At 57.9% G+C, this 14,132-nt stretch carries 12 protein-coding genes, 1 tRNA gene and 1 other RNA gene; 8 read left to right on the top strand and 6 right to left on the bottom strand.

What is annotated here, in order from left to right; translation table 11 throughout:
* Positions 1 to 63 precede the first annotated feature (63 nt).
* The 4 genes from CTT34_RS10565 to betI all read right to left on the bottom strand — a co-directional run bounded on the left by CTT34_RS10565 (position 64) and on the right by betI (position 6,578).
* Complete coding sequence (locus CTT34_RS10565; protein ID WP_159342404.1) at positions 64 to 2,550, bottom strand: acyl-CoA dehydrogenase; 2,487 nt, start codon at positions 2,548 to 2,550, stop codon at positions 64 to 66.
* Positions 2,551 to 2,757: 207 nt separating this feature from the next.
* The gene (betA, locus tag CTT34_RS10560; protein ID WP_159342403.1) at positions 2,758 to 4,434 is read right to left on the bottom strand and encodes a choline dehydrogenase; all 1,677 of its coding nucleotides are present in this window, start codon (positions 4,432 to 4,434) and stop codon (positions 2,758 to 2,760) included.
* Positions 4,435 to 4,489: 55 nt separating this feature from the next.
* Entirely contained in the window at positions 4,490 to 5,959 is a 1,470-nt protein-coding gene (betB, locus tag CTT34_RS10555) for a betaine-aldehyde dehydrogenase (RefSeq protein WP_159342402.1), read from the bottom strand.
* 10 nt (positions 5,960 to 5,969) lie between these two features.
* Entirely contained in the window at positions 5,970 to 6,578 is a 609-nt protein-coding gene (betI, locus tag CTT34_RS10550; protein WP_159342401.1) for a transcriptional regulator BetI, read from the bottom strand.
* A gap of 209 nt (positions 6,579 to 6,787) precedes the next feature.
* On the opposite strand from betI, the gene CTT34_RS10545 reads away from it, so the two are divergent.
* From CTT34_RS10545 to ffs, 3 genes are all read left to right on the top strand, one after another.
* Complete coding sequence (locus CTT34_RS10545; RefSeq protein ID WP_159342400.1) at positions 6,788 to 7,720, top strand: choline ABC transporter substrate-binding protein; 933 nt, start codon at positions 6,788 to 6,790, stop codon at positions 7,718 to 7,720.
* 103 nt (positions 7,721 to 7,823) lie between these two features.
* Positions 7,824 to 7,900 (top strand) — tRNA-Met (locus CTT34_RS10540).
* Between the two features lie 45 nt (positions 7,901 to 7,945).
* An RNA gene (gene ffs, locus CTT34_RS10535) (signal recognition particle sRNA small type) lies at positions 7,946 to 8,042 on the top strand.
* Between the two features lie 291 nt (positions 8,043 to 8,333).
* Here the strand turns inward: ffs and CTT34_RS10530 are convergent.
* Positions 8,334 to 9,515 carry an MFS transporter gene (locus CTT34_RS10530; RefSeq protein WP_159342399.1) on the bottom strand — a complete coding sequence of 394 codons (1,182 nt, stop codon included), beginning with the start codon at positions 9,513 to 9,515 and terminating at the stop codon, positions 8,334 to 8,336.
* 131 nt (positions 9,516 to 9,646) lie between these two features.
* Here CTT34_RS10530 and CTT34_RS10525 point away from each other — a divergent pair, with 131 nt between their 5' ends.
* From CTT34_RS10525 to CTT34_RS10510, 4 genes are all read left to right on the top strand, one after another.
* Positions 9,647 to 10,540, top strand: a complete 894-nt coding sequence (locus tag CTT34_RS10525; RefSeq protein ID WP_159342398.1) for a LysR family transcriptional regulator — start codon at positions 9,647 to 9,649, stop codon at positions 10,538 to 10,540.
* Between the two features lie 55 nt (positions 10,541 to 10,595).
* The gene (locus tag CTT34_RS10520; RefSeq protein ID WP_159342397.1) at positions 10,596 to 11,378 is read left to right on the top strand and encodes a DUF3750 domain-containing protein; all 783 of its coding nucleotides are present in this window, start codon (positions 10,596 to 10,598) and stop codon (positions 11,376 to 11,378) included.
* 92 nt (positions 11,379 to 11,470) lie between these two features.
* Positions 11,471 to 11,869, top strand: a complete 399-nt coding sequence (locus tag CTT34_RS10515) for an antitoxin Xre-like helix-turn-helix domain-containing protein (protein WP_159342396.1) — start codon at positions 11,471 to 11,473, stop codon at positions 11,867 to 11,869.
* Positions 11,870 to 11,880: 11 nt separating this feature from the next.
* Positions 11,881 to 12,558, top strand: coding sequence for an RES family NAD+ phosphorylase (locus CTT34_RS10510; protein ID WP_254436364.1), 678 nt, complete (start codon positions 11,881 to 11,883; stop codon positions 12,556 to 12,558).
* Positions 12,559 to 12,577: 19 nt separating this feature from the next.
* Here the strand turns inward: CTT34_RS10510 and mntR are convergent, their stop codons facing one another.
* On the bottom strand, positions 12,578 to 13,057 hold the full coding sequence (gene mntR / locus CTT34_RS10505; RefSeq protein ID WP_159342394.1) for a manganese-binding transcriptional regulator MntR: 480 nt from the start codon (positions 13,055 to 13,057) through the stop codon (positions 12,578 to 12,580).
* A gap of 153 nt (positions 13,058 to 13,210) precedes the next feature.
* Between mntR and CTT34_RS10500 the strand changes: the two genes are divergently transcribed.
* The gene (locus CTT34_RS10500; protein WP_159342393.1) at positions 13,211 to 14,131 is read left to right on the top strand and encodes a metal ABC transporter substrate-binding protein; all 921 of its coding nucleotides are present in this window, start codon (positions 13,211 to 13,213) and stop codon (positions 14,129 to 14,131) included.
* The last annotated feature ends 1 nt before the right edge of the window (position 14,132 follow it).

Genomic DNA, 14,132 nt, shown 5'->3' with positions numbered 1-14,132 from the left:
GGCAAGAGGGCAAAAAAAACCGGCCCAGAAAGGGCCGGTAGGTTGGGAGATGGCGGAATAAGGCTACTTGACGCTGGTTTCCGTTGGCGAAGAGGCCTTGGCCGGTGCTGCGTTGTGGTCGATCAGCGTCGACTTATCATTGGCAAAGGCATCGTAAGCGAAGTCATCGACGGTCAGCATCTCCAGTACTTCGGCTTCAAAGGTGCGCATGAAGGCGGCCTCGTCGTCATTGATCAAGCCTTTTTCAAGCGCTGCTTCTACCCGTGCTTCAGGGTGGAGAGCCGTTTGCGGTAGTTCGCCTTTGGCATAGGCTTTGTTCACCGTACGGTAGATGTTCTCAGCGCGGTCGTAATCACCGAGCAACGCGTTGTAGCGTGCTAGCGGGTTGCTCACCGCGCCGTCATCTTTGTCCCAGGTGTTCGAAAGCAGCTTGCTACGCAGCGCGCTATGAGTGGATACCCGCTGGGCAATATCACGGGCCAAGTCGTCCTGCGGCTTGCGCCAGCGGCGACCCGTGGGCATGACGACGACTTTTAATACGTTACCCAGCGCACGGTTGGGCAAGTTATCGAAGATCTCGACGAACGCTTGCTCCGCGCGATGAAGGAGGAACTGCAGGCTGTAATGAAGCAGCGCCTCTTCGCCTTCTACTTTATTGCCGTTATGCCACTGCTTGAGCACCATGGAGGCGAGGTAGAGATTAGAAAGTACGTCGCCTAGGCGCGCCGAGAGCATTTCGCGTTTTTTCAGTGCAGAGCCTAGGCTGGCCATGGCGGCATCCGCACACAGGCCGAACCCCGCCGAAAGGCGCGCGATATCCTGGGCGTAGCCAGCGGCGGGGCCGCTGAACGGGACGCTCGGCTTGCCAAGGCCAAGCCCCAGGGTGAAGGCGCGCGCCGCGTTGCCGAAGATCAAGCCCGCATGGCCGAAGAAGGCTTTATCGAAGGCGTTTACATCGTTGGCGTCTTTGGCGGCTAGCTCTTCCAGCACATAAGGGTGGCAGCGAATCGCGCCCTGACCAAAGATCATCAGGTTGCGGGTCATGATGTTCGCACCTTCCACGGTGATGGCTACCGGGTTGGCACTATAGCCAATGCCCAGGTAGTTGCGCGGGCCAAGCGTTACTGCTTTACCGCCGTGAACGTCCATCGCATCGCTCAGCAGCACGCGCTGGAACTCGGTCAGCTGGCTTTTCAGGATGGCAGAGGGGACCGCTGGCTTTTCGCCGTGGTCGATCAGGTTAGCGGTTTGGTAAACCGTGGCCGCCGAAATGTAGGCCAGCGATGCCATACGTGCCAAAGGCTCTTGCACGCCTTCCATCTCGGCCACCGGCACGTTGAACTGACGACGCACGCGGGTAAAACCGCCGCTCCAGCCCAGCGCGTAGCGCGCGGTGCCGGTGGCACCGGAGGGCAGCGTAATGCAGCGGCCAATGGAGAGACACTCGACCAGCATACGCCAGCCTTGGCCGATCATATCCGGACCACCGATGATGGTCTCCAGCGGTACGAACACGTCCTTACCTTTGATTGGGCCGTTCATGAACGGGCTGCCAATTGGGTGGTGACGACGGCCAATCTCCATGCCTTGGGTATCGCGGGGAATCAGCGCCAGGGTAATGCCACGATCTTCTTCTTCGCCCAGTAGGTTTTCCGGGTCGAAGAGACGGAATGCTAGGCCAACCACGGTGGCGATGGGCGCCAGGGTGATCCAGCGCTTCTCGAAGTTCAGGCGCACGCCCACGACTTCTTCGCCATTAATGACCTGCTTACAGACCACGCCGGTATCGGGAAGGGAGGTCGCATCGGAGCCTGCACGGGGGCCGGTGAGGCCAAAGCAGGGAATTTCGCGGCCATCGGCCAGGCGCGGCAGGTAGTGATCTTTCTGGGCTTGGGTGCCGTACTTCAGCAGCAGTTCGCCCGGGCCGAGGGAGTTGGGCACGCCCACGGTGACCATCAGCGTCTCGTTGGCGGAGAGCTTTTGCAGCACCATGGATTGCGCCTTGGCCGAGAAGCCCAAGCCGCCGTACTCCTTCGGAATGATCATCCCGAAGAAGCCCTCTTTTTTCAGGTAATCCCACAGCTCCTGGGGCAGGTCGGCGCGTTCACGGGCGATATCCCAAGCGTTGCACATGCCAGCGGCTTTGGCGCACTGATTGTCTAAAAACGCCTGCTCTTCGTCACTCAAACCGTCATCTTTAAAGTCGAGCAGCGATTGCCATTGGGGCTTGCCTGAAAAGAGTTCGCCGTCCCAAGACACGCTGCCGGCTTCCAGCGCGGTACGTTCGGTCGCCGATACTTTGGGGGCTACTTTTTTGAAGATGGCAAAGATGCGCGGAGTGAGCCATTTACGGCGCAGCGCAGGTAGGCCTGCGACGGCCACTGCAACTGCACCGATCAACAACAGCGAGCCGATGACTGGGGCACCTAGCACTAGGCCGACTAAGCCCAATACGCCTAGTAGGGCCAGGGCGGGTGTGGCACCTGCCTCGCGACGCATCACCACGAGCAAGCCGGCAACGGCGAGCACGATGAGGAGTAAGGTGAGCATGGGGGAATCTCCGTGGGTGGTTATCAAAGAACGTATTTAAACGTATGTTTGAATATTCGCAGAGTCATTGCGTCTTGTGCAAGCATTTCACCGTTATACGTTCGCTTTATATCTTCAATGTAGCGCAGTTAGGGCATAAAAAAACGCCATGGTGAGGCACCATGGCGTTTTGACGCAGCGGGTTGGCGTACCCGTGTCGATATCGGCTTACGATACCTGCTTGGCAGGCGCGCCGTTGGCGACGTAGTAGTCGACGTTGGCACGCGGCAGGGGCTCGCGACCTCGAATGCGGTCGGCAATTTTCTCCGCCAACATGATGGTGGGCGCGTTCAGGTTGCCGGTAGGAATGACCGGGAACAGCGAGGCATCCACCACGCGCAGCCCTTCAAGCCCGTGTACCCGGCCTTGGGCATCGGTGACGGCCATCTCGCCTTCGCCCATGCGGCAGCTGCCGCAGGGGTGGTAGGCGGTTTCGGCGTGCTGTTTGACGAAGTTATCGAGCTCTTCGTCGCTTTGCACGTCTGGGCCAGGGGCGATTTCCCGGCCTCGGTATTGATCAAACGCGGGTTGAGCGATGATCTCGCGAGTCAAGCGAATCGCATCGCGGAACTCTTCCCAATCTTTCTCTTTGGCCATGTAGTTGAACAGAATGCTCGGTGCCGCGTGGGGGTCTTTGGACGTGAGACGAATACGGCCGCGGCTTTCTGAACGCATGGAACCTACGTGGGCCTGGAAGCCATGCGCTTGAACGGCACTCTTGCCGTTGTAGCTAATGGCGATCGGCAGGAAGTGGTACTGCAGGTTCGGCCACTCCTCGTCATCGCGGCTGCGAATAAAGCCACAGGATTCGAACTGATTGCTCGCGCCCACGCCCGTGCCGTTAAACAGCCACTCGGCCCCAATCTTCGGCTGGTTGTACCATTTCAGCGCCGGGTAGAGCGAAATCGGCTCCTTGCACTCGTACTGAATGTACATTTCCAGGTGGTCTTGCAGGTTTTCGCCGACGCCCGGCAGCTCATGCACTACGGGAATGCCTAGCTCTTTCAGCCACTCTGGGTTACCCACGCCGGAGCGCTGGAGAATTTGTGGAGAGGCAATCGCGCCACCGCACAGCAGCACTTCACGGCGTGCGCGAGCCTGTTTGGGCTGGCCTTTTTGCTCGTAGCGCACGCCGACGGCGCGCTTACCATCGAATTCGATCACGTCGGTGACGGCGTGGGTTTCGATGGTCAGGTTGCTGCGCTGTTTGGCCGTGTCCAGGTAGCCGCGAGCAGTCGAGGCACGGCGGCCTTTCGGCGTCACGAAGCGGTCCATCGGGCCGAAGCCCTCTTGCTGGTAACCGTTGACGTCGTCGGTTTCCGGATAGCCCGCTTGCTTGCCCGCCTCGATAAAGGTGCGATAAAGCGGGTTGTTGCCCGCTTTGGGCGTGGTCACGCTAACGGGGCCATCACCACCGTGGTAGTCGTTCGGGCCAATATCGCGGGTTTCGCACTTTTTGAAGTAGGGCAGGCAGCTCAAGTAGTCCCACTCCGCCAAGCCGGGCTGTTTGGCCCAGTTGTCATAATCCAACGCGTTGCCACGGATGTAACACATGCCGTTGATCAGCGAGGAGCCGCCGAGGCCCTTGCCTCGGCCACACTCCATGCGGCGGTTGTCCATGTGCGGTTCGGGATCGGTTTCGAACGCCCAGTTATAACGCTTGCCCTGCAGCGGGTAGGCCAGGGCTGCGGGCATTTGGGTACGAAAATCGAAACGGTAGTCAGGTCCACCGGCTTCCAACAGCAGCACGCTGACATCGCTATCTTCGGTCAGGCGCGTGGCCAGCACGTTACCTGCTGAACCAGCACCAATGACGATGTAATCAAACTCGGTTGCTTGAGACATAGGGGTTCTCTCATCAAGAAAGGGGAGTGGCGTGTTCGAAAGCTGTGCTCCGCCTTTAAAACACGGACTCGAACGGCCCCATCTCGATCTGCACGGACTTGGTCTGTGTGTAGTGATTCAGCGTTTCCACGCCGTTTTCACGGCCAATACCGGACTCTTTATAGCCACCGACCGGCATTTCAGACGGGGATTCGCCCCAGGTGTTGACCCAGCAAATGCCTGCTTCCAACTGATGAATGACGCGGTGCGCGCGGTTCAGGCTTTCGCTGAAGACGCCAGCAGCCAGGCCGTACTTGGTGTCGTTGGCGCGGCGGATCACTTCGTCTTCGTCATCAAAGGCGAGTACTGACATCACCGGGCCAAAGATCTCTTCTTTGACAACGCGCATCTCATCAGTGCAGTCGGTGAATACGGTGGGGGCTGCCCAGGCGCCTTTGGCCCATTCGCCGCTGTTCCACGCGTCGCCGCCGGCCAGCACGCGTGCGCCTTGCTCTTTTCCGAGCGCGATGTAGGAGAGCACTTTTTCCTGATGCTCGAAGCTGACGAGCGGACCGAAATTGACGCTTGGGTCCATCGGGTCGCCCGCTTTGATACGCGCTACACGCTCTACCAACTTGGCTTCGAACGCGTCTTTGACGCTGCGCTCGACGAACACGCGGGTGCCGTTGGTGCAGATTTGGCCGCTGGAGTAGAAATTCGCCATCATGGCGGCATCGGCTGCGCGGTCAAGGTCCGCGTCTGCAAACACGATCAGCGGAGATTTACCGCCGAGTTCCATCGTCACGTCTTTCAGCGTGGAACCACCGGCAGCGGCCATGACCTTTTTGCCAGTGCCCACTTCACCGGTGAACGAGACTTTGGCAATCCCTTCGTGCTCGGTCAGCATGGCACCGACGCGGCCATCGCCCTGCACCACGTTGAACACGCCGTTCGGTAGGCCTGCTTCGGTGAAAATTTCGGCAAGCTTCATCGCCGTCAGCGGCGTCACTTCGCTGGGCTTGAACACGATAGCGTTCCCCGCTGCCAGCGCCGGAGCCGCTTTCCAGCAGGCGATTTGAATCGGGTAGTTCCAGGCACCAATGGCGCCAATCACGCCCAGCGGTTCGCGGCGGGTATAAACGAACGAGCTGTCACGCAAGGGAATTTGGTGGCCCTCAATGGCGGGGGCGAGACCTGCGTAGTACTCCAGTGCATCGGCACCGGTCACGATATCGACGCTGGCGGTTTCGCTGATGGGCTTGCCAGTATTGCGGGTTTCCAGCTCGGCAAGCTCGTCGTTGCGTTCACGAAGAAGCGCCACGGCACGTAGCAGGATGCGCGAGCGCTCCATGCCAGTCATCGCGGCCCATTCACGCTGGCCACGCTGTGCAGCTTGAACGGCGCTGTCGACATCGGCTTGGCTCGCTTGGCCAATCGTGGCCAGCAGGCTGCCATCATAAGGGTTGGTGACGGTAAACGTTTCGCCGGAGGTGGCATCAACCGGGCGACCATCGATGTAGAGGGGCTGTACGTCTTGAGCGGCCATGCTGATCTCCTTAATAAAGTTCGGCAGTGGATGCATCTTGAAAGCATCCGTAATGTGTCAGTAACTGGTCGAGATAGGTGTGCGCAAGATGGCGCGCTTCTGCGGCATCTAGGCCTTCCGGGGCCAGCGCGCCGCGAAGCCACAGGCCATCGATCATGGCAGCCAAACCACGGGCCGCGTTGCGAGCGTCGGCGCGCGGCATGACCCGATGGAACTGGTGGCAGAGATTGGCGTACAAGCGGCGGTCGTTAACGTATTGAAGACGTTGCAACACCGGCTTGTGCATGCTGCTGGCCCAGAAGGCAAGCCAGGTCTTCGCGGCGGGCCCGGTGACCTGGGTGCGGTCGAAGTTGCCCTCGATGATGGCGCCGATGTGAGCGCGTGGAGAGTCGTCTTCCAACGCATGGCGTCGTGCCGCGACGGCATCGCTTAGATCCGTCAATATTTGACGCATGGTGGCTTCGAGCAGGCCATCCTTGCCGCCAAAATAGTGGCTAATGATGCCGGCAGAGACACCCGCATGGCGGGCGATGCGCATGACCGTTGCCTCGGCCAGCCCCACTTCGTCAATGGCCGCCATCGTAGCCTTGATCAACTGTTGGCGGCGTATTGGTTCCATTCCCACCTTAGGCACAGCTATCTCCTAATGACGTTGAATGCCCATTGGCTCCTCGCCTTGAAAAGCAGGAGTAGGCATGGTTACCTGAATATGATGGCATTTTTTTATTGAACGTTCAATCAATAAAAGTGTGTCGAGCAGTTTCTCGCCTCTGCATTGCTCGCCGTAGAGCGCGTTTCAATAAAACAGATAACGAGGAAAGACGACGAATGAAACAGCTAACCAAACGTCATATGAGTGCTCTGTTCGTGACCGCTTGTCTGCCGATGACGGCCGCTGCCGATGAGTGTAGTAGCGTGCGTTTCGCCGAGGTGGGCTGGACCGATATCACGGCTACGACCGCCTTGGCCAGCGAAGTATTGGAGGCGCTAGGCTACGAGCCCCGTGTCGATACGGTCTCGGTCCCCATTGCCTACGCGGGCATGCGCAATGACGATTTCGACGTCTTCTTGGGTAACTGGATGCCCTCCATGGCGTCCATTAGCGATCCCTACATCGAGCGTGGCGACGTCGAACGCTTAACGGCCAACCTCCAAGGTGCCAAGTACACGCTGGCAGTGCCGCAATACGTGTACGACTCTGGGGTGACCTCGGTGAACGATTTGGCCGAACATGCCGATCGGTTCGAGCAGCGCATTCATGGCATCGAAGCGGGCAATGATGGCAACGAACTCATTCAGCAAATGATCGACGATGATGCATACGGGCTAGGCGATTGGCAGGTGATCGACTCCAGCGAGGCAGGCATGCTGGCCGAGTTGAGCGCACGGGTTCCCAATGAAAAGTGGATGGTTTTCTTGGGTTGGGAGCCGCACCCCATGAACACCAATTTTGAGATGGCGTACCTGTCTGATGCAGACGACTACTTTGGCCCGAATCTCGGAGGTGCGACGGTCTACACCAATACTCGTGCTGGTTTCGTTGAGTCCTGCCCGAACGTCGGTGAATTGCTGAGCAACATGACGTTCACGCTGGAGATGGAAAACCAGCTGATGAGCGCCATTATGGACGAGGGTGTCGAACCTCGCGAAGCGGCGCGTACGTATCTCAATGATCACCCGGAAGTACTCGAGGCTTGGTTAGAAGGCGTGACCACGCGTGAAGGTGAAGAGGCACTGCCTGTTGTCAAAGCAGCGCTGTAAGCCCGTTTGCGCTTAGTGAATCGCACGATGAAAAAAGGCAGGCCGTTTCGGCTTGCCTTTTGACGCTAATATAGGCATACTCTGCACCCGCTGATGTCAAAAAGGCTACGTAGCTCAGCTGGTTAGAGCACATCACTCATAATGATGGGGTCCCCTGTTCAAATCAGGGCGTAGCCACCAATCAGCGCCAGTATGCGGTTCAAAAGCATACGATTATGGTGGCCCCTTAGGTCCTCCCGCAACGCTAAACTGCGAACCCCGCCAGGCCCGGAAGGGAGCAACGGTAGTGGTGGCTGCGTGTGCCGGGATGTGGCTTTTGGGGCCGCCTCCATTTAGCTGTACCTTTTCCCTCCTTTCCAGATGTCGACTTCTTCGCTTTGCGTCGGCGTTATCGGTCGCTATCCACACTATTTCTTGTCGCTAAAGCTCCTTTTGGTTCTGCTAGCCAGCTTGGCAGGGCGCGTGTTTCTTCGTCTTGCGCGCACGAAAAAACCACTGCCGGGCGCTGCCTCTTCTTGCAGATGGCTGAGAAGAGATCGACAGGGCAGTGGCGTAGTGCTACGGGGTATGGGAGATCAGTCGTGCGGGAGGCTCATGACGTCTTCAACGGGCCTTAGCGTGCAGTAACATCGCTTTCTCTTTGGCGATCCCAGTGGCCGGAAAGCCGTGTGAGCGCCAGGGCAAGCGCAACGATACCCGCCCCCATCCAGGCCGTGTCGGTGAGCTGCATTCCATCGACGACGTAGCCACCGATGACAGAGCCCAGCGCAATCCCAATGTTGAACGCAGCGATGTTCAACCCTGACGCGATATCGACAGCTTCAGGGACGAAGCGCTCGGCTTGCTGTACCACATACACTTGCAGCCCCGGTACGTTACCAAACGCAAAGGCTCCCCAGATCAGCACCGTCAGCACGGCGGCGATGGGATGGGCCGCTGATAGAGTCAGCATCAGTAAAATGGCGATGAGGCCCGAAAAGATTACTGTCAGCGCACGTATGGGCCCCATGCGGTCCGCCATTTTACCGCCGTAGATGTTGCCGAAGGCGACCGATACGCCATAGACCAGCATGATCAAGCTCACGGCATTATTTCCAAAGCCGCTCACCTCTTGCAGGATGGGTGCCAAGTACGTGAACGCCGTGAACGTGCCGCCATAGCCCAGAATAGTGATCAGGTACACGAGCAGAAGGCGAGGGTGCGTAAGTACCTTGAGCTGTTGGCCGAGGGTCGCCGGCGCGGACTTTTTCAAGTTGTTGGGGACGAGGAGGGCGCTGCCGATCAAGGCGATTAGGCCTAGAGACGACACCACCAAGAAGGTGGCGCGCCAACCGAAGTTTTGTCCAATCCACGTGCCTAACGGTACGCCGGTCACGAGCGCCACGGTAAGACCTGTGAACATGATGGCAATCGCGCTCGCTTCTTTATCTTTGCTGACCAAGCTGGTGGCAATGGTCGAGCCGATAGAGAAAAAGACGCCGTGGGCAAGCCCCGTCAAAATACGTGCGGTAATCAACGAGCCGTAGCCCGGCGCTTGCCAGGCCAGCAAGTTACCGACGATGAACAGCGCCATCAGGCCGAGCAGCACCAGCTTGCGATTCATACGACCAGTGAGGGCGGTCAGCACCGGTGCGCCAACGGCAACACCAGCGGCGTAGAGGCTTACTAACAGTCCTGCCGAAGGCAGCGAAACGCCCAAGTCTTGGGCGATGGTAGGCACCAATCCGACAATGACGAATTCGGTGGTGCCAATAGCAAAGGCACTGAGGGTCAGTGCGAACAGTGCAATAGGCATGGCAAATCTCCTGAAAAGAGAGGGACGACGTAACGCTGCGGAGTTTGCGCCGGATGCCTTATGCGATAAACAGTACTAAAATAGAAACACTTTTACGTTATCGACAATAATGTGTGCGCTAGGAGTTCATCATGCTGAGCCGCACCGAAGATCTGCAGCTCCTGGTTGCCGTCGTGGATAGCGGTGGTTTCAGCGCCGCAGCTCGGCAGATGGATGTGCCCGTCGCCAAGGTCTCCCGTGCTGTGCAGCGTTTGGAGCAGCGGCTGGGTATTCCATTACTGAACCGTACGACCCGCAGTGTGACCCTCACCAGTGAAGGGCGCGCCTTTATCGAGCGGGTCAGGGTGGGGTTGAGCACGCTGGAAGAAGCCGAAGAGGCGATGCGATTAAGCCAGGTGCGACCGAGTGGGCGGCTTAGAGTCGATGCGGCGACGCCTTTCGTACTGCATCAACTGGTGCCTTTGATTGGCGCATTTCGCGATCATTATCCGGGTATCGAGCTCGAGCTGTCCGCCTCTGATAGCATCATCAATCTGTTGGAGCAGCGTACGGATGTCGCGATCCGCATTGGTGGGCTAGAGGACTCCACGCTTCACGCCCGCCTACTGGGGCGCTCGCCACTGCACCTAGTGGCAAACCCACATTACTTGGAACGTCACGGTGTGCCGGTTAGCCCGGCAGCATTGCGAGATCATCAGTTACTTGGGTTTCTGAACGCAGACAGTCTGGATCGCTGGCCGGTCGAAGGGCTACCGCAGGAAGGCCCCAATATTCAAGCGCACCTGCGAACCTCGAGCGGCGAGGTCATGCGGCAGCTGTGCTTGGCAGGCGAGGGTATCGCTTGTATGTCTCGGTTTATGATTCGTCACGACTTAGAGAAAGGCGCGCTGGTGGGGTTGATGATGGATCGTATGATCAGCCCGAACCCCCGTGAAATGGTTCAAGCGGTCTATTATCGTAATACGGCGCTTTCGGGCAGAATTGGTGCGTTTCTCGATTTCGTGGCACCTCGGCTAAGGCTTTGATGATGAATCCTTTAATGCGCGTCGTTCCTCGTATGCTCTTGATGTGGATACCCCGATGAAAACCGTATTGCGTTGGCTGGCTGCCGTAATGGCGTTATTGGTCTTATTGCTGGCTGGGCCGGTGTGGATATTGGCCAGTAACCAGGTCATTACCGATGGCCACTGGTCGAATCTCGACCGTTCGTCTGCGGGATTGGCGCCCCATCCTGATCGCGTCCAAGACGCCGTCGTACAGGTATACGCGGCACGTGCCTATAGCTGGCGCGGAGCCTTTGGTGTGCATATCTGGATTGCGACAAAAGCAGAGGGGGCGCGAGATTATCAACTGCATCAGGTGTTGAGCTGGCGCCGCCCCACGGTGGTTTCTTCCATCGACAAGCCTGATCGCGCTTGGTTTGGGCATCCGCCTGAGCTGCTCGCCGATTATCGAGGTGCCGAAGCCGCTGAATTAATACCTCGTATTCAAGACGCTGTGGCGCGCTATCCGCAAGCGGATTTGTACCGAGTTTGGCCTGGCCCCAATAGCAACAGCTTTATTGCCTGGGTGATACGTGAAGTCGAGGGCTTTGAGGTTGCGCTGCCGACCACGGCGGTGGGTAAAGACTACCTCTTCAATGGTGTCGTTGCTCCCACCCCCAGCGGAACTGGATACCAACTGTCGCTGGGAGGTGTGGTGGGGATCATGCTGGCGCTGGAGGAGGGCATTGAGTTCAACCTGCTGGGTATGAGTGTCGGCATCGATATCCTGCGCCCCGCCCTTAAATTACCTGGCATCGGCCGGTTGGGTATGCCTGCCAAGGTGGCGGGTGGCGGTCACACATCCTCGGTGGCACTGTGATCTAGCCATGCAAGCCCCATTGCGTGTGGAAATGTATTCTCAGACACTTTTATCCTACAATAGTATTTGTAGACACTAGGCTAGGAAGTGCAATGCAAACAGCGCAAGAGTTTGCCCAGAATAAGGCAGCCGCCGCGGTGGGCCTCAAAGCAGCGGTACGCATTCTAGAGAAGTGGCGAGCCTCGGGAGAGCAGGGGGAAGCGATTCTGCGCGTCTCTCACAGTACCTACGCTCGAGCTCGGCGCGGCGATCTGGCAGCGATCAAACTGGATAGTGACCAGCTAGCGCGCATCAGCTACGTGCTGAACATCCATGCGGCGCTGCGTGTGGTATTCGATAACCCCGACAACCTGTACGGGTTTGTGAACATGGTCAATCACAACCCCTATTTCAATGGTCGCACGCCCATGGCCATCATGGGGACTGGAGATTTTGCCGCGCTTTACGAAACGTATAAGCGCATCGATAGCCTGCGGGGTGGTCAGTGGTAAAGGCGGCTGATTTGCCCGTATTGCCAGCCCGTGATGTGATCGGCTATCGATTGGTCAACAGTAAGTTTCCGCCGATCGATCTGTTCGATGATGTAGCTGACCCCGACGAGTTCGCCGCTCTCCATGCACTTCAATCACTCACCAATCCGCGTTTGCAGAATGAGGTAGGTGACCTGGCGCTGCTGCCGCTCGAGCAGATTCCTTTCGGTATTCGTGGCTGTTCGTATGCCGTGGCCCCCTTTACGCATATCAATCCAGAAGGATCACGTTTTAGCGACGGCAGTTTTGGCGTGCTGTACCTTGCCGATAAGTTGGAAACCGCGATTACGGAAGTCAAGCACCATCAGCAAGCGTACTGGCAGCGTGTGCCCGAGCTGCGCTATGAGCGGTTCGTTTTTCGAGGGTTGAGAGGCACCTTCAGGGAGGTGTCAATAGGCGATGCGCTGACGCTGCCCAGCGATCATCTCGTCTACGCACCCGATCACTATACGGCGTCGCAGCCGTTCGGTGCAGACGTTCGGCGTACGTTGAACGGCCTTCGTTACCATTCGGTGCGCCGACCCGGGGCGCACTGCTGGGCGCTCATGACGCCGCGCCATGTGACGGACATCATCCAGACCACCCACCTAGAGATGATCTGGAACGGCACCATCACCCAGGTGAATCATCTACGTGTCACCCAGCCATAGAGGCGTGCGGAAAAGAGGCTCAGTTATTTTGCTGCTGGTCGGTATAGCGCTGCATGATCGTGAGCGTCTCATCGCTAACATGGTGTTCCATCCCTTCTGCATCGATGCGGGCAGTGCTGTCGTCCACCCCCAGCGCTCGCAAAAAATGCAGCACGATATCGTGACGCGCACGGGACGTCTCCGCCATTTTTTGACCCTCATCGGTCAAAAACAGCGAGCGATACGGCTTGCTGGTCACCAAACCTAACTCGTTCAAGCGACGAATCATTTTCGACACCGTCGCTTGGCTGACGGCCATTCGGTTAGCAATATCGGCCGCGCGGGCCTCGCCGCGATGACGAATCAGGTCGCCAATCAATTCGACGTAATCTTCGATTAGCTCCGTTTCGTGGGCGTTGCGCACGGCCTCGTACTGCTGGGCGTGCTGTTCCACTGGCGGCAGCGCATCACCGCTGTGTCCGGAGGGAGGTGGGGTGCGCCGCTGTTGGTGATCACTCATTGGCAAAGGTTATCAAAGTTAGTGGAAACGTTAATTGGCGATGGTAGCGCATTTTTCACGATAATTGTTAGCCAAGGCTAAACTGTTTGCACAATGCTTTTTTGTTGAGCTAAAGTTATCAGTAACGCGAGCCTAGCACAGAGGAGAGATCCAGTGGCTAAACCATACTTGCTAGCAGCCTTGGGCGTGTCGTTCGCTTGGTGTGGCGTTGTGACCAGTGCTCAGGCCGATGAGTTGCAAAACCCGCCCATCGAGATTGCCGTGACGTTTTCGGTTCTTGGCGACTTGGTTAAGAAAGTGGCCGGTGATGATGCGAACGTCACGGTACTGACACCGGTTAACGCCGAAGTGCACGAGTGGGAACTCACCCCTGATAATTTTGCTGCGCTCGAAGATGCCGATGTGGTTTTTTATAACGGCTATCAGCTAGAGCAGTGGATGCGCCAAGTATCGGCGACGGTCAATGACGACGTACCCATGATCGCTGTGGCAGAGGCGTCGGGTTACCGGACGCAAACGATCGTCACCGGTGAGATGGAAGGCGACGTGGACCCGCACATGTGGATGGATCCTCGGGCTGCCAGTGGCTACGTGCAAGCCATCGCCAACACGTTGGAGGATCGCTTGCCCCATCAAGCCGATGCGATTCAGCAGCGCGCAGCGGCACTGGAAGCACAGCTGCATGATCTGCATGTCGAACTTCAAGAAACGCTCGAAGCCATTCCCGAAGATCGCCGCGTACTGCTTTCCAGTGAAGCGGCCTTTCTCTATTTTGCCGATGCGTATCAGTTCGAGCACGATGGTATTTGGGGTACCAATGCCGAAACAGAGGGCTCCCCACGGCAGTTGATGCGGGTCATCGACCGAATCAACGAACGCCAACCGGCGGCCCTCTTCTGGGAAAGTACGATTTCTGACCGCCATGTGACCAGTATCGCACGTGACACCGGACTGCCCGTTGCCGGACCGCTGTATGTCGACTCTTTGAGTGAGCCTGACGGGGAGGCTGCCGATTACTTTGCCATGCAGCGTCATAACGTTGCGTTGCTGCGTCGCTACTTGGCTACCGAGTAAA

It is taken from the genome of Halomonas meridiana, from assembly GCF_009846525.1.
Lineage (GTDB): Bacteria > Pseudomonadota > Gammaproteobacteria > Pseudomonadales > Halomonadaceae > Vreelandella.
The sequence above is the reverse complement of the archived record's forward strand: the minus strand, read 5'-3'. Positions and strand labels throughout refer to the sequence as shown.